This is a genomic window from Gracilinema caldarium DSM 7334, assembly GCF_000219725.1.
GTDB classification, from domain to species: Bacteria; Spirochaetota; Spirochaetia; order Treponematales; family Breznakiellaceae; genus Gracilinema; species Gracilinema caldarium.
The window spans coordinates 1,831,050-1,847,312 of sequence record NC_015732.1; the positions used below are offsets into that span (position 1 = coordinate 1,831,050).

14 protein-coding genes are annotated in these 16,263 nt (G+C 46.5%); 4 read left to right on the forward strand and 10 right to left on the reverse strand.

Annotated elements, in window-relative coordinates; genetic code table 11:
• Positions 1–10 precede the first annotated feature (10 nt).
• Positions 11–1,246 carry a D-alanyl-D-alanine carboxypeptidase family protein gene (locus SPICA_RS08280; protein WP_013969081.1) on the forward strand — a complete coding sequence of 412 codons (1,236 nt, stop codon included), beginning with the start codon at positions 11–13 and terminating at the stop codon, positions 1,244–1,246.
• Between the two features lie 137 nt (positions 1,247–1,383).
• On the opposite strand, the gene SPICA_RS08285 is transcribed toward SPICA_RS08280, so the two are convergent.
• The 8 genes from SPICA_RS08285 to SPICA_RS08320 all read right to left on the reverse strand — a co-directional run bounded on the left by SPICA_RS08285 (position 1,384) and on the right by SPICA_RS08320 (position 10,918).
• Positions 1,384–2,400: a flagellar filament outer layer protein FlaA gene (locus tag SPICA_RS08285; protein WP_013969082.1), complete on the reverse strand. Its 1,017-nt coding sequence runs from the start codon at positions 2,398–2,400 to the stop codon at positions 1,384–1,386.
• Positions 2,401–2,461: 61 nt separating this feature from the next.
• Entirely contained in the window at positions 2,462–2,989 is a 528-nt protein-coding gene (locus tag SPICA_RS08290; RefSeq protein ID WP_013969083.1) for a GerMN domain-containing protein, read from the reverse strand.
• Positions 2,986–4,047, reverse strand: coding sequence for an N-acetylmuramoyl-L-alanine amidase family protein (locus tag SPICA_RS08295; protein WP_013969084.1), 1,062 nt, complete (start codon positions 4,045–4,047; stop codon positions 2,986–2,988). Before SPICA_RS08295 ends, SPICA_RS08290 begins: the two co-directional genes overlap by 4 nt.
• The gene (locus tag SPICA_RS08300) at positions 4,047–5,654 is read right to left on the reverse strand and encodes an ATP-grasp domain-containing protein (RefSeq protein ID WP_013969085.1); all 1,608 of its coding nucleotides are present in this window, start codon (positions 5,652–5,654) and stop codon (positions 4,047–4,049) included. Before SPICA_RS08300 ends, SPICA_RS08295 begins: the two co-directional genes overlap by 1 nt.
• A 66-nt stretch (positions 5,655–5,720) precedes the next feature.
• Entirely contained in the window at positions 5,721–7,655 is a 1,935-nt protein-coding gene (locus SPICA_RS08305; protein WP_013969086.1) for a methyltransferase domain-containing protein, read from the reverse strand.
• Positions 7,655–8,389 (reverse strand): cytidylyltransferase domain-containing protein, encoded by a 735-nt coding sequence (locus SPICA_RS08310; RefSeq protein WP_013969087.1) that lies wholly within the window; start codon positions 8,387–8,389, stop codon positions 7,655–7,657. Before SPICA_RS08310 ends, SPICA_RS08305 begins: the two co-directional genes overlap by 1 nt.
• On the reverse strand, positions 8,386–9,339 hold the full coding sequence (locus SPICA_RS08315) for a glycosyltransferase family protein (protein WP_013969088.1): 954 nt from the start codon (positions 9,337–9,339) through the stop codon (positions 8,386–8,388). The genes SPICA_RS08310 and SPICA_RS08315 overlap by 4 nt, the downstream gene beginning before the upstream one ends.
• Entirely contained in the window at positions 9,314–10,918 is a 1,605-nt protein-coding gene (locus SPICA_RS08320) for a spiro-SPASM protein (RefSeq protein ID WP_013969089.1), read from the reverse strand. The genes SPICA_RS08315 and SPICA_RS08320 overlap by 26 nt, the downstream gene beginning before the upstream one ends.
• Positions 10,919–10,981: 63 nt before the next feature.
• Between SPICA_RS08320 and xseA the strand changes: the two genes are divergently transcribed.
• The 3 genes from xseA to mutL are packed head-to-tail and all read left to right on the forward strand — an operon-like array spanning position 10,982 to position 14,293.
• Positions 10,982–12,214: an exodeoxyribonuclease VII large subunit gene (gene xseA / locus SPICA_RS08325; protein ID WP_013969090.1), complete on the forward strand. Its 1,233-nt coding sequence runs from the start codon at positions 10,982–10,984 to the stop codon at positions 12,212–12,214.
• Positions 12,195–12,434, forward strand: a complete 240-nt coding sequence (xseB, locus tag SPICA_RS08330) for an exodeoxyribonuclease VII small subunit (protein WP_013969091.1) — start codon at positions 12,195–12,197, stop codon at positions 12,432–12,434. Before xseA ends, xseB begins: the two co-directional genes overlap by 20 nt.
• A 2-nt stretch (positions 12,435–12,436) precedes the next feature.
• Positions 12,437–14,293, forward strand: coding sequence for a DNA mismatch repair endonuclease MutL (gene mutL, locus SPICA_RS08335; RefSeq protein WP_013969092.1), 1,857 nt, complete (start codon positions 12,437–12,439; stop codon positions 14,291–14,293).
• Between the two features lie 67 nt (positions 14,294–14,360).
• Here mutL and SPICA_RS08340 read toward each other — a convergent pair whose 3' ends face one another.
• Together SPICA_RS08340 and SPICA_RS08345 are read right to left on the reverse strand one after the other, a co-directional pair.
• The gene (locus tag SPICA_RS08340) at positions 14,361–15,335 is read right to left on the reverse strand and encodes a hypothetical protein (protein ID WP_013969093.1); all 975 of its coding nucleotides are present in this window, start codon (positions 15,333–15,335) and stop codon (positions 14,361–14,363) included.
• The gene (locus tag SPICA_RS08345; protein ID WP_063174128.1) at positions 15,335–16,198 is read right to left on the reverse strand and encodes an adenylate/guanylate cyclase domain-containing protein; all 864 of its coding nucleotides are present in this window, start codon (positions 16,196–16,198) and stop codon (positions 15,335–15,337) included. The genes SPICA_RS08340 and SPICA_RS08345 overlap by 1 nt, the downstream gene beginning before the upstream one ends.
• Positions 16,199–16,263: the final 65 nt, after the last annotated feature.

Sequence of the window (16,263 nt, forward strand, 5' to 3'; positions counted from 1 at the left end):
GAGGTAGTTCTTGCAAAGACAATTTTTTCTACTACTGCTGGTAATAATTCCGGGTCTTTTGCTTGTTGCAGAAGACCTGGAAATCCATTCTCGTTCAGCTATACTGCTCGATGCCAGCACCGGGACAGTATTATTTGAAAAGAATGCTGATGAACCTATTCCCCCAGCATCGCTCACAAAATTAGTGACTATGCATATTGCCTTTCAGGATATTGCCATGGGCAAGGTTCATCTTGATGATATCGTTCCTATTCCGCGAGCCGCATGGGCAATCAATCAGAGCTGGGGGTCAAGCCTTATGTTCCTTGGCCCAGGACAACGAGTTACATTACGTGAATTGTTACTGGGTCTTGCGGTCTGTTCCGGTAACGATGCAGCCGTCGCAATCGCCCTGTATTTAGCTCCATCTATTGAAGTTTTTGCAGAGCGGATGAACCAGGAAGTACAACGATTGGGACTTACCCATACCCATTTTGTTGAACCCTCCGGCATTTCGGAACACAATGTGACTACCGCGAGGGATTTTGCAGCTTTCTGCAGGTTCTACATCGCAGAACATCCTGATGCAATCACTAATTTTCATGCGGTGCGAGAATTTGCCTATCCAAAAGCAGAAAATGTCCCTGAAACCTATAGAGACAACCCAAGAACTATAGTTCAATCAAACCGTAACACCTTGCTTGATACTCTAGAAGGGGTTGATGGTCTTAAAACTGGTTATATTATTGAATCAGGTTATAACATTGCTCTTACCGCCAAACGGGGAGACACACGGTTCCTTGCAGTCCTTTTAGGTGGCCCTGGTAGATCTTCTCTGCAAGGTGGACAAATAAGAGCGGAAGATGGGACAAAACTTTTAGAATGGGCTTTTGCTAATTATAAAACCCTTCATCTCTCCCCTATTCCATTACCACAGCCAAGAATCTGGAAAGGAACACTCAATAAAACGAACCTGCATATTGCTGATGCTGTTATCGACCGAAATACTAATATGCTTAGTTTTACCACATCGATACATCGTGGAATTAAGCTGAATCAGAACATAGAAATATTTGAGCCAGTAGTGGCACCGATTCAGGTAGGGACTATTATAGGACGTCTAATCATATCCGATAATGAAGGAACTCTTCAGCAGTTTCCGCTCACTGTTGATGAGACTATTCCTAAAGGTAATCTTATAAAACGCATGATAGATGCTCTCATATTGTGTTTCATTGCCTTTTTTAAAAATATAGGGCTCACTTAAAACCACTACATAATCAACCCATTCAGGTTACCTATGGTACTAAATCATGACCATAAACAAAAAGGCTGTCCCGCAAATCAGGACAGCCTTTTTATTATTAAGCATTACTAAGCTGTTATTATAGTATGTTGCCTAACTTATTTAGTTTCAGTTGAAGGGGTAAAGCCAGATTCAGTAGCCTTCTTCTGAGCTTCCAAATATCTCAGCACCTGCTGCTGGCCAAAGCGGGACATTTCAGCATTTTTCCGTGCAGTTTCACGGTCCTGAATAATGTTCCACAGACCTTCATCATCAATATCCCTGTCAGTTTCAATAACAGCCTTATCGTAGATGACTTTAACATCTTTAAAATATGCTACAAAGTCACCGCCTTCAGCAGCTGCATCACGCTGGATAAGAAACCCTCCAAATTTTACGAAGGGAGTTGATTTTGGGTAGAGCGGATAGAGCCGGAGTTCCCGGTTTCGTACATTCTCGACATACTGAGGATTGTCCCAGCGTAGCTCTCCCCAACCATCGAATTTCAGGTAACCCATAAATACCACATTCTCGTTTCCATCGGCATCAATGAGTACAGCAGAAAGTCCATGGGGGAAATTAAGCCCATATACATTAACTGCAAGGGACTTAATAACACCTACATTCTTTACCACACCGTAACCATTTTCAAAGCGGGTAAATTTGCTTGCCTTGTCCTCTGCAGTGGGGGCCTGAATGGTACCATCATCTGCAACCTTGGTCATTGCTTCGAAGGCAGGAATTTCAAAGGGCGGCTGAATCCGTGCCCAGGAATTAAAGGGTTCTACAGGGAAATGAACCCGTACGCCAAGAACCTTTCCAAACTGCTTGGAAGGTGCTTCCTGTGTATAGCTCTTGGCCTGGTTGGTCACAGTCCTGGAAGATGATGCGAGAACCACATCCCAGTTAGCCAAGGCGAGGGAGGTCTTCATCACCTTTTTTTGTTCGGTGGTGAAGCTGCCGCCGGCCACGTTGGAGAAATCCATCATGGTCGCACGGTTCTGAGTGGGTACGTTGTCCTGGTTGGGAATAATGTCGGCCGCAAGTTTGGTGAAGTCGATAAGCACCGCTTCTTCTGCAAACAACGATCCCGCCGCGAACAACGCGATGGCGACAAGAATGAACATCCGTTTCATTCAAAGCTCCTTTGTATAACGCTATTTAGCATAGGACAAATAAAAGTATACGAGATGGTTTTTATTTGTCAACGCTTTTCTTTATTTTTCGCTCAGTATTTGTATGATATACCTCATTTCCTGCAATAAAAAGGGTTATTTCTTTTATAGACTGGAAGTTTTTCCGTATTATTTGGGTAAATAAACGTGCCCTTTGTTCAAATGACACAGAATTTTGAAGAGGAAGGGCAGCTGAGTCCGATAGATTGATATAAGCCTTCTCATTTCTGATCATAACCGTCGTAAGAACTGCATCCACTGGGAAAAGGGGCATTAAATCTACCGAACTTGGTCCAAGCAGGTATTCTTCTATAAAATATCGCAGTTGATCTTCTTTTGTTTTGCCAGAAACGAGATATCGGGTTTCAATATGAAGGGTTTTCGTTTTTTGAGAAAAAAAACTATAAATATATCTTTTTTTCGGCGTCAGTATGACATCTAAGGAAGCAATTACCAGCAGTACTAGAAGAAAGGTTAACCTTCTATTTATGGAAATTTGAAAAAAACCTGTAATACCCTGTAAAACTGGGGCAGAATTATCATTTTTCATGGTGCAGTCGTAAAACCTCCAGTTTTTTCAAAATTATTCACAAAATCAACTATACCCTTATACAACGCGTTAGAAAACTTCTGCAAGTAGGCCGAATCGTTCATCAATATGGCATCTTGATAATTCGTAATAAAACCAAGTTCAACCAGGACAGAGGGCATTTTAGCATTCCTTACTACAAACCACTCTTCAGCCTTAATACCCCTGGAGGGTAGTTTATCGCCGAGTGATACATCTAACTGGCTTAAAATTGATTGAGCGAGCAGTATACTCTCTGTGGTAAATTCTTCTTCCAGCATGGCATTAATAATTGGCAGAACCTCTGTCGATTCCTGAAATTTTTTAGAATCCACCAGGGTACGACGGTATTCTGGACTGAGATACCATACTTCATAGCCCCGAGCAGTTTTGTTAAATGATGCATTTGTATGGATGGATATAAAGAGAATTGCTTCGTGTTCCCCAAGGGGTATGGCATTGGCGATAGAAACCCGATCTTCAAGGGTAGGATAGGTATCTCCAGTTCGGGTCATAAGAATTCGCTTTTCGGGAAATTGTGTTTTTAAAAGCTCATAGACCTGTTTCCCTACAGAGAGGGTTATATTTTTTTCCTGAAGGGTAACTTTTTTCTTTTCTATCAGGTGTTCAGCCACCGCACCACTATCCTTTCCACCATGCCCCGGATCGATAACGATGGCAGCAATACGGTACAAGGCCTGGCTTTTCGATAGTAACGAAAGCAGAGCTTTCTCAAGACCTTCGATGGTTTCTGAAGGGAAAACAAGCCTTGAGTCGGTATATCGGGGACTGGGTAGATAGAGTACATATCGATTATCAATGATAAAAGGGGAGCTTTGAGTATTATAACCTATTCCGAAGGAAATATGGTGTAAGTCTGTAATCAGTAAACCGGTCTGCATAAGGGGATCCCAGCTCAGTTTTGCCGAAAGCCGGGATAGGGCTTGAGAAAGTTCTATATCATCAGCAAAACAGAATGAGCTGATGAAGAGCAGGATTAAAAAAACAATATACTTTTTGAAGGAAAGTCTTCTGTCCATTATCGGTTCCGTTCTACCGCCTGGGACATCAGTTCATCAATATAATATAAGATTCCCTGGTAAGATCCCCGAACAAAGGCCAACCAGAACCGGCGTCCTAATAAGGCTGTATCCGGAGTTGGATGTGTTAAAATAGGCAACGTAAGACCAGTTATGGTTCTCAGTATCTGCAGGCAGTCCGTTGGCGTGTTGCCATGATAATCCGTAAGGGATGAATCCAAAAATCCTGAGAAGGGAAGCAATGCTATGGTACCTGATAGTACAAGGTTATATCGTGGTTCCGGGTCAGGAATTTGGAGAAGCTCTTGCCGTTGCTGTGGGGTAATTTGAAACGCTGATGGGGGAAATTGCCGTTCTTCGAGGTAAAGGTCTGTATATAAAAAGGCGTCAGTTTCTTGATTTGGTGCGGCAAGGCGTATCCAAACCCGTCTGGCGGCAGTTTCAGCGGCGTCTATGGCCCCTTTTCTATCGGGGAGTACCGCAATTACATTTCCGCACTTGGTGACATTGTTTTCAGGGAATTGGACTCTGCTTCCTTTATTGATTCGGGGGAAAATGTCCTTTACACCAGGCAGTTTACTGGCTTCATCCAGGCCATAGATCTCCGCTACCTGTCCTGGAATAGAAATAAAGGCCCGTTCGGCACTGGTCCAGTTCCGCAGGGGTTCAAGATTCATTGGCTTTTCCCCGAGGGCTACCGAAATAGCGGCCTTTGTAGGCTCTACACCTGAAGCATAGGGATAGGTCCAACCGGACATATAGCCCCCTGAGAGCCGAGCTGCAATTTCACCGATCATGGGTCCCTGGGGAGTAAGCTTAATATCACCTTTGGCAGCTCCATTGGTAATACCCAGGGCACGAACCCCGTCCTTAAAAACTGAGAGAAGCCACTCTGCTTGCTCTTGAGGGAGATTCGTCGGCATGGTATGTCCCATTTCTATGAAATAGGGAGGAAAATAAATGTGCCGATCTGCAAGACCACAGATGGTAATTTCTCCCTGATAGACAATGGCATCTACAGAAAATTCTGGACCCTCCATGTACTCTTCTACAATTGCCCGGCCGGAGCGAGAAAAAGCCAGGGCATCCTGCAGTGCAATAAGTAGCTCTTCTTCAGAATCGACCCTGCGGCAGCCCCGGGCCCCCATGTTGTCCACCGGTTTTACCACTACCGGCATAGAAAAAGGCAGTTTGAGAAGGTTAATATCCTCCATATCAGATTGATGAACAATATAAAACTTCGGTGAAGGAATGCCGGCTTCTTTAAAACGGCGGCGCATCCGTTCCTTGTCGGAAGCATCGAGGGCGGTTTTGTAGGGAATACCTGGTAACCCTAATTTTTCTGCAACCCAGGCAACGGAGGCAGAAAAGTCGGTCCCAGCGGTCATAACCGCCGAGAGGCCGCCATCACGCTGTAATGAACGGGCAAAGGCTTCTAAAGCATCCTTATCTTTGAGGTCGATTTTTTCAAAACGGTCTGCCAATCCTGTACAAACCGCATGGGGATCTGCATCGACGACTACGGCTTCAAGACCCATTTCTTTCGCAAAGGAGATAGCGGGGCGTTGCATAAGACCTGCGCCTAATATCAATATACGTCGTTTCATCAATCTAACCCTTTTGGGAGGGGCCACTCAAAACGAACTCTGTTGCTAGAGTCTTAGCGGAGCCCCCTATTCTTTTATTGCATAGGCTTCGAAGGTATCGCCTAGTGAAAATAGCTGGCTTACCTTGAGCAGTACCCTATATATGACTGTTTTTTTAGACTTTGCAAAGGCCCCTACAAAGGGGAATCGTTCCGGGTGATGGCCTGTGCTCACCGTTTTCACAAGCCGGAATCCATACCGTGCCAAAATGGAACCACAGGTTCTGGGACTGAGAATCGTCCAGTGATCTGGCGGGCTCTGTTCCAGGAAGGATCGAAGTCTTGCTCTTCCCGAGATGCCAGAACCGGAAGGAGTTGAAAAGGCCAGGAGGCCACCCTTTTTTAACATTTCTGAAGCAGCTTTGAGGGCCTTGCCAAGATCGGGGAAGTGTTCAATCACATACCAGAGACTTACCACATCGAGTTGTTCGCCATCGGTTAAGCTGGTGAGATCCGTTTCAGGGAAAAGCCCCTGTAAAACTGGTACCCCTATATGGTCTTTTGCATACCGAACTGCATCATGGGAAGGATCTAGGCCCATAACAGACCAGCCACGTTCCTTTGCCGCCGCAAGAAAGGGCCCATAGGCACAGCCAATATCAAGGAGCCGAACATAGTGCGGGACATCAATCTTAAGGGCTTTTTCACCATGGATTTTATACCTCCGACCATGCAAAAGGATCTGCTCAATTTGGTTAAGCCGGGACTGGGCCATTTGAATCAGATTCGGGAAATCTTCGATATAGGTTTTACCATACTGCTTTTTATAATCTTCAAGAAAATAAGCTCCGTCATAGGTTATAGGAGGATGGTTGGGGCGAACCATGTAGGTAATGCCGCAGCGGCCGCAGCGGACATAGGTGCGGTCAGGGAAGCGGGCGAGTATACGTCCGCCCCTGCGACTCCGGTCTTGACAGAGGGGACAGCGGCCATAGGTTGGGAAGGTCCAGCTTTGCAGGGTTGCGGCAAAGCTGTTTGTTGTCCGAAACAAACAAAAACGATGGTAAAGTTCCCTGCTTGCTTGAATAATGGAATGTTGCACCAATTGACGTGTAAGCTGTCGCCCTACCCCTAAAGCGGCCTTTCTCCCATAGCCAAAACTATAGAATTGTGTTGAAAGACCTAAAATCTCATGGTATGCCGTAGGGGCCACCAGTGCAACCGAAGTTTGTGCAGCTAGAGCTTCAAATGCAGTTAAACCATAATGGGTTATCACAAGGTCATAGTCTGCAAGGTATTCCATCAAATTATCGGGAGCTTTTATTAGATGTATCCCCTGTAGGGCAAGTTCCTGCCGTATCTGGGCTGTGATATTTTTATTCATAGGACCTACCACCAGGCTTATATCATAACCGATACCATGCGGAATGAGCCCCCGTATAACAGACATACTGAGATTCTGTGCATCCTCAGCGCCAAAGGTGATAAGAACCTTTTTTATAGACTCAGGAAATTGCTCCCGGCGTTTCTGGGGGAGCTGAAGAAAGTCAGGATTTACCAGATTTGGCTTATCGGCTTGTCCTAAACTTGTACAGAGCATTTTATACACAGAAAATTCTCGAAAAATCGGCATGAAGAGCATAAGTAGCTTGACAGCTATAGTAAGCCCTTTAGGCCCCGGAAGTATGTCTACAAGGTAATCGAAGGAGGATCTGCAGGGGCCTCCCTCATCAATTCCAACAACCGGAGCTTTTTGGGACCATCTGTGTACCACTTGAGGCGCGGTACGGAAGCCATCAATCACAATAAAACGCCAGGCGGAAATTGTTTGAGCTTGCATCTCATTCATGACTGGAATATCAGTAGATTGATGTTCCGATATATTTGTAAGCAGATAAGCCTCTCCTCCTAAGGCGCTGAGGGCCTGCACAAGCCGCTGGCACCGGGCAATATGCCCTCCACCTTTACCAGGATCCTGATTCGGAATCACGAGAATCGGCAAAATGGATGAAGGGATACCCATCAATGTCCCTCCCGTTGATGCCAATGTTTTAAAATCCAGGCTCCCTGGTAACGAAGGGGAATTGTTTTCGTTTCAGAAGCTCTTGCAGATAAAGAATCGTTACAACCCGCTTCAGCTTGTGTGAGCGTCTCAAAGAGCCACAGGGCCTGCTCATAATCATCCCGGGTGTCTATCGTGAGACGGACCTCAGGGGCCCTCCAGTGTTGGGGTGCCAAGGGGCGATGCAGATAAAAACGACCCGGATTGTTATATAAATAGGGACATACATGTTCCCGATCATAGGGGTCCTTCGTTTCCCGGTCAGCCTGACGTAATGCTTCAGCACGGATGATTTCCACGCCGCTTCCATAGGGCATACTAGTGAGGGTACCATAGTCGGCTTCCAGGTTCAGGGTTTCCTGTGCACTTGACCAGGCGGCATCGGCAAAGACAAAGGGATTATCTGCGGTTGCCCGTATACAATAATCAATCTTGAATGCATCGAGGGCAAGGATAAAACGGCCCAGAACATCCTCTTTTGGTCCAGCGATGATTGAAAATCCAGCCTGTTCTGTGAGAGGCTTAAAGATATCGTATGAGTCTTCAGGGCAAGCTAAAATATAATATGCCGCTGGTATGCATCGTAGAGCCTCTAGGACACGAACAAGCAAAGGTTCTCCTCCTAAAGGTAAAAGAGCTTTCTGTGGAAGCCTACTTGAATCGAGTCGGGCTTGAACAATGACACCAAGATTCATTCAGTTTCCTCCCAGAGTTCAGCAAGCTGACGAGCATCCATTTGAAAACGATAGGTAAATAATTCTACCCACTCGCGGACGCTACGGAAATTACGCCAAGCAATTCTAAAACCTTCGCCAGACTTAAGTAGATAGGGAATCAAACGTCTCCAAGGAAGAAGAGCCGTATCACCACGGAATACTGGTGCTATATTTTTCAAATAGAATCGGCGATAATCTGGATGCATGGAAGTATCCTGAGGTACAGGCTCACCATCATAAACGACCTTAACCAATTGACTTGTTTTTATCTTTTCTCCCCAAAGATAGGCTCGAAAACCAAAATCCATTAACTGCCAGTAAGGACTTCTTATATTTACATCATACCCTGTTAAGTTGATGAACTTCTCTGTATGGTAGACTCCTACTCCGTCGAAGGGATAGAGTGACAGTGATCCTTCCTTAACCGGAACAAAGGGTATGGTCCGAATTGTTCCGCGGTACAGAGCCGGGATAATAAGGGTCGGTAATGGTTCGAAACGGGTGTTTTGAACTACCGGGACTGTACAGAGCTGATCAGATTGTAATATCCGTTCAGCAATTCGCTCCGCTCCACCGCTTTGGGTAAAACGGACATCGTTCCACAATACAAAGAAAAGGGGGGTCCGTACTTCCATGGCAGCAATATTAATCTGTTCCCCAAACGACAGGTTTTCTTTCAGAATAAGAAATTGTGCAAAGGGATAACGGAGGGATAATTCCTCTATATCATAGGACTTCTTTCCCGTCTCTACCGAAAGTACATAATCAAATCCAGCCTTTTCCAGGTCTTGAAAAATACTTCGCCTGAGATAGCGGCCGCCCCTACTCAGGAGTACCGCTGACATTCCTGTGTTCGCCCCCCGTTCGCCCTTGCCGATCACAGTATAAGCAGGCAAGTTCTGATTAAAAGTTGAAGGTATAGTACTCATCGCAATCCTTGCAAATTCCCGAATATTCCTTATGGCTCTGTTCTAAATACAATTCCTGAGCACTCTCCCAAATTGAGGCTAAACTATCATTAAAAACATTCCCCAGGATCCGGGTGCGGCTTACATCTTCCTTGCAAAGCGGTACCGTTCCATCGAGAAGCACTGCCATATCCCGCTGCAGGTGCCAACAGGGCTGACGAATAAGAGGTGAAATATCCCCTGCCCGTTTTTGCGGCAGAAAACCTGCAAAATAATCATATTTTTGGATAATCACCTCTGCGCCTAAAGCTTTCCAGTACCGGTAGAATTGCTCCATATCATCCTCAGATCCCTTAACCCGGATTGCCTGAACATAAACTGCGCCAGGAAAATGCTGCAGCAGGATTTCTGCAAAGTGATATGCTTCCTCAAAGCCTGCACCACGTATTTCCTGATACCGTTCACCGTTTCGGGCATCGAGGGAAACAATCCAGCTCAAAGGTGGTAGTTTATTAGGACCTCGTAGGGGCTGGGGATCATATTTAACCACCGCTGCGAGCTCTTCGATGTGGGAAGAAATCCATCCTATGCCACTTGTTTCAACAATGAGAGCGAGCTCCGGTCTTCGGAGGACCGAACCCATGAGATCCTTGATATCTGGATGTAGTGCAGCTTCACCCCAGAGGCTTATATCGATCACTGCATCCCCAGAAAATTCAACAATCCGGTCTAGCAGGCTTTCAAAAGTGGATTTGGACATAAAATCCTCAGAAGGAGAAGCGGGCAGACGGGGATTGCCGAACTGCGGATAGGGACAGAAACTGCATAGCTGGGGACAGGGACGGGATACCTGAATCTGGTAAAAGGCCGGCAGGGTTCTCAGAAGTTCCGGATGACCTTCCAGAATTTCAGGGGCCAATTCTGCCCTGTCAAGTCCTGCATTAATAAGCCGCTGAAGCAAGAGGTAGTTCCGTTTAGAGTCTGCCGCCAAGGTAAGCCTGTAGGGCCGAAGATCTACCGGAGCAATTTCAGTCTCGATATCAAAGGAATTGATATCCTTCTGAAGCACCTGAAAAAGGGCATCCCGAGAAATGGCAGTCCTTCCGAAGGCTGTCCCATCCGAATTTTTTTGTTGCTCCTGAGAAGCTATGTGGGCCGTACTATTTTTATAAATTGATAAAAGGATAGCTGCTGTACTGGGGGCTAGTATTTCCGGTGCAAAGCCATAGGGCCAGCCGTCAGCAAAGGTATATTCGGCGGCCCAGCGCAGATGCCGTTCCACCATGGCACTGGTTAGAGATGGATCGAGCAAAGGACAATCGGCCCAGGCAAAATAGAGGAAGTCCTGTTCACGGGAGATTTCCACCAGGGTTTCAAGAAGGTCCCTCAGGGTCCATCGGCTTTTACGGATAACCTTGCATTGAGGGGGGATGAACTCATCATCAAAAGTATCCTGAAGCAGAAGATATACTTCAGACACATTGGGAAAGGAGCGAGCCCGTTCTATTTCAAAAGACAGGGCTGAACAGCCTTGAATAAGGGGCTTTACTGCATAGGGGGACAAGGACTGTCCGCCAAATAAGACAACAGGAGCTTTCATATCCCTTACTGTATCGGCATTCTGCGGATTGTCCAATAGGGTTCCCTTGCGTATACTAGTCTTATGGAATTGGAAGGCCCCTTAAGTGTTTCCCAGCTCACGGAGCTTATTAAAACCTGTCTGGAAAGAACCTTTTCAGAAGTGACAGTAGAGGGTGAAATCTCCAACTACCGGCCCTCGAGTACGGGACACCTCTATTTTACACTGAAGGACGCTGGGGCAGCCCTGCAGGCGGTGATGTTCAAAAACAGACTAAAATCCCTCGACTTTACCCCCCAGGATGGGCAACGGGTCAAGGCTCGGGGAAGCATTTCGGTCTATCCACAGCGGGGGACCTACCAGCTTGTATGCGAATACCTTGAACAAGCAGGAACCGGAGATATACTAGCGATGCTTGAAGAGCGGAAGCGCCGGCTCGCCGCTGAGGGGCTTTTTAATGCAGAACGAAAAAAGGCTATTCCCAACTTTCCCGAAACTGTCGGAGTTGTCAGTTCACCCACAGGGGCTGCAGTACAGGATATCCTAAATATTTTAAAGCGGCGGGCCCGGGGTATCCGGGTAATCCTGCTGCCGACCCCGGTACAGGGTTCTGATGCGGCCTCGATTATTGCCCGCAGAATCGAACAGGCAAACCAGTGGAAACTGGCAGATGTACTTATTGTGGGTAGAGGCGGTGGGTCCCTGGAAGACCTTCTCCCCTTTTCAGAGGAAGTCGTGGTTCGGGCCATAGCCGACTCAGACATACCGATTATCAGTGCCGTGGGGCATGAGATTGATTGGGCCCTCTCAGATTTTGCAGCGGACCTGAGGGCCCCTACCCCTTCAGCGGCGGCTGAACTGGTGAGTGCCAACCGGCAGGAAACGCTGGAACAGGTTCGAAACTACCGGAAAATGTTTTCCGACTCCATTCAGGGACGTCTGGACCGGGCGCGGCTGCTCATCAAACCCTTTGCCCCTGAAAACTTGGAACTCCGTTTCAGGGCTATACTCCAACCCCGGCTGGTTCGCTTTGATGATGCCAAGGAATCCCTTCTCATGAGAATGAAGGAACGGCTTTTCAATGTACGGAGAAAATTTGAACTGGCGGTGAATACCCTGGAAGGAGCCAGTCCTTTAGCCATTCTTGAACGGGGTTATTCGGTAGTGCAGGATGCTGCAACGGGTCGGATCATTCGCAGTTCAAAGGATACAGAACCAGGTAAGTTCCTAAAGATTCGCCCCATGGAGGGGATTATAACCGCCAAAACAGAAACAATATTGATTCAAGAGGAATCCGATGGCAACAAAAAACTTTGAAGAACGGCTTGCGCGACTAGAAGCCTTGGGTGAACAGATTCGCCGCACAGATATTCCGCTGGATGATGCCCTGGCGGCCTTTGAAGAGGGGATTAAGTTAGCCAGAACCCTGGAAAAGGACCTCTCTAAAATAGAAAGCCGCATCGAAATCCTCATGAATGGTCCTGAAGCTAAAGAGGATGAAAAGGTCGAACTGGACCTTTTTGAATCCCAGGAGTAATTGTGGAAAGCACAGGAATACAACGCCGACCCGTCCACATCTTGAGTACCGATGTGGCCCGCAAAATCGCCGCCGGAGAGGTGGTGGATAGGCCCGCCGCCCTCGTACGGGAACTGATTGACAATGCTTTGGATGCGGAGGCTCAGACGATCGAGGTGCAGATCGAGGGCGGCGGGGTACGGCGGACCGAGGTGATCGATGATGGTGTAGGCATGACCAGGGAGGACTTAGCTCTCTGCTGGCTACCCCATGCAACGAGTAAAGTAGCAAGCCTCGAGGACTTACTTTCGGCAGAAACTCTGGGATTCCGGGGTGAAGCTCTGGCGGCGATTACGGCAGTAGCCCATGTAGACATTAGTACCAGCATCGATGGCCGTGAAGCTTGGCAGCTTTCGGTTGGCCCAGGAGGCTTTGAACAAGCAGCAGAAGCTCAGGCACACCTGATTCAACAAACCAGACGAGTCCGAGGAACCACAGTGCGAGTACTGGGGCTGTTCGACTCTGTACCGGCCAGAAAAAAATTTCTTAAACGGGATGGGGCTGAAGCCCTGCTGTGTAAACAAATCTTTATTGATAAGGCCATGGCTTTTCCTGATCGGACATTCCGTTTTCTGCAGGATGGGAATTTAAAGCTCTTTTTTCCACCAATTTCCAGCTACCGGGAACGATTTATCCAGACCCAGTGCGACGGGCCCGAACAGCAATTCGTCCATGAGCTTTATGCTCAGGGCGAAGGTTTCCATATTACCATGGTAGTCGGAGGCCCTGAACTATATCGTTCTGACCGGCGTGAGCAGTTTGTCTTTGCCAATGGCCGGCGTATCCAGGATTTTGCGCTACTCCAAGCTCTGGAATATGGTCTTGAAGGCGCCTTCCCTAATGGAACCCATCCAATAGGGGCTCTGTTTATCACGATAGACCCTGCCCTGGCGGACTTTAATATACATCCGGCAAAACGGGAGGTTCGCTTTAAGGATCCCGGCGCCATTCATCATGCTATTACCGCTAGCCTAAAAAAGTTCATACATAACTTGCTTCTCAGCGATAAAAATACCCAGATTGTAAAAGACACCAATAAAATGATACTAAAAAACACAGGTTATGAAAAAGCAGCTCAACTCTTGGATGTGCACAATGAGTTGTCTCAAGGTACAAAAAATAGTTCTGAACATGTACAGTGTAGCTGTGAAGAACAAGGATTGAGAAAATCAAGTGCCGCTGCTATTAATACCGGAACTACTAGTGCAGGGAGGCTTGCCATGGAAGCCCTGCTGGAACGTCCGCCACAGTATCAGAAATTACCACAGGTAAGCCAATCGGTAACCTATATTGGTCAACTCTTTGGACTTTTTTTGCTGGCCGAAGCAGGAACAACCCTATATATCATAGACCAACATGCAGCCCATGAACGGATACTCTTTGATAGTCTGACAACACAACCGATTCAAAATCAGGATCTACTTATTCCAATTACTTTTGAAACCGATTCGGAAGAAGAAGACCATTTTCTGACCTTACATCAAGAGCGTCTTGCTGAAGCAGGTATAGTTCTTGATGGGCAGGGCCAGGGCTCCTGGGCAATTACAGCGTTACCTGCAAATTGGGAAAAAAGCGACAGTGAAACCATTCAGGATATTCTAAAACTGTCCGAAGCAGGCGAAGGTTTTATCGAACTGTGGATTGCAACCATGGCATGCCACATGGCAATCAAGGATGGGGACTATGTTGATAGAGTTACTGCCCAGGCTCTGGTGGAGGCAGCCCTGGCCTTGCCCATTCCCCGCTGTCCCCATGGCCGCCCCATCTGGACCACTGTAAGCAAGGATGAGCTCTTTCATGCGGTCCGGCGGACCGAATAGAGTTGTTAGCCTAAAGAGTGCACCAATAGGGTCACTCTTGTTCATCAGCGGCCCCAACTAGAACTAACTAGAGAAATCTCCTAGATTGGAGAAGTTTTTTCCCCTCGAAGGGTTCTACTGGTACAAACAAATCCGCCAGTTCAGGTTTTATAGCCAACCCCACATCTTCGGATAGGGTGATACGGCCCCCCTCTGTCCGCTGGTGAGCCAGGTGGAAAATAAAGTTAATGCTATCGGCAACAAGGGTTCCAGTTTTTCCCGGTGGCTGAAAAGGAATCGCCCCATAATGGAAAGCACAAAGGAGGGGCAGAGAAAAATCTAATAGTAGCCGCTCATAACTTACCAGAGGACAATTCAGCTGGAGCCTCAGACAAGTTTCAAGGGCCTGACTGGCTCTTGCCTTTTCAGAAGGGATAAGAAAGAGAAAGGATGCATCAGACTGCATCCAGAGCAGAGCATCAATTGGAGAAAAAAGCTGTGTAAGATATTGCTGCAATCTGCTTTGAAGTTCTCCAAACCGCTGTTCACCAAGTTTTGTTTTAAGTGCGCCCTCATGCTCAGGACCGATATAGAGCAAGTAGAAGGAACAGACCGTACCAGGTCTTATCGATTTCCAGCCGGTAAAGACTTTTTCTTCCAGACCAGCATTATCCTTCGTCGGTACAACGGATTCACTGAAAGAGGATCTCGTAGAAAGATATTCCTGTATCCGTTTCCAACGCTGAGGTGTAAATCCATTATCAACACAGGCTGGTCCAAGATAATCCACTGCCCCTTCATGAAAAAACCAGGCAGGGTCGCCGCTTGTACCATCCAAATCAAAGATACCCCAGGGAATCTGGGGGTAAGCGGTGTTTATTTTTTTTATAAGTCTTTTAAATGTATTTTCATCAAGCCCCATGACATCAAGATAACAGACATCAAAGGAGGATTCATCTTTTTGACCAATCGTTTCAATATTTTTAATCTCAAGATTGTACCGTTGACTGGAGACCAATTTGCATGGTAGTGAATCACGGGAGGTAAACAGTATAATTTTCATTATTGTTCTACCTCAATACTATATTGCCTAAATTTATATGAATCCTTATGCTGTTCTGCACTAAATCGATCCTGTATTACCCTATCAACTGAAATAAACACATTGGAACTTACAATCAGAGCATCAGGCTTTCCATATTGTGACTCAATTTCGGTAATTTCTCGTATTGTTTCATTTTTTTTCAATTCCACAGAATCTTCTGCAAATTTAACCGGGCCACCATGAACCGCAAGCCGTACCCTCAGAGGACTGCCGAGCGTATTCGACAAACGATTATAAAAAAAGAGGTTATGTAATATTTCCATTCCAGCAAGGACTGCAGATCGCTCTTTTTTACCAAATACAAAGGCAGCAAGGCATCCATCACCTTCCCAAAACCAAAGACGCCCCATCCGCGGTAGTACCGCCTGGGAAACTATTGTTCGCAAATCCCCATAAGCAGCTTCAACAGCTTTTTTTTCATGTCGTCGGACTAGTTCGGAATTCTGTACAATATCAAGCCTCAAAAGAGCTAGTTGGAATTCATCTCCAGGTACTAATCGGCCCCAATTTGAACTGATCTGGTTCTGGGCATTTTCCATAAAAAGCCCTGTTACCGAATCGTAGGAATACCCCTCTGCCAAAATAGTTTTAATCAGATCCCGCATATACAGTAGAGGATATTCCCGGCCCATATACCCAGAGGTATCAATTTTAATTAAAAGTTCAATAAGCTGTAAATAACGTCCAGCCACTATTATGTCTTTCACAACCTGTTCTGCAGCGGTTTGAGCAGTGATTGGTATATTTTCGGGAATACCCGACTGACGATGAATGTCATAACCAGGAATGACTATCCGCGCAAGACGGACAATCATTTCCATACTAAGAGATTCATAGAGAATTTTACACGTTAACCGATGAAGGCCTGTCTTAACTTTCATAATTA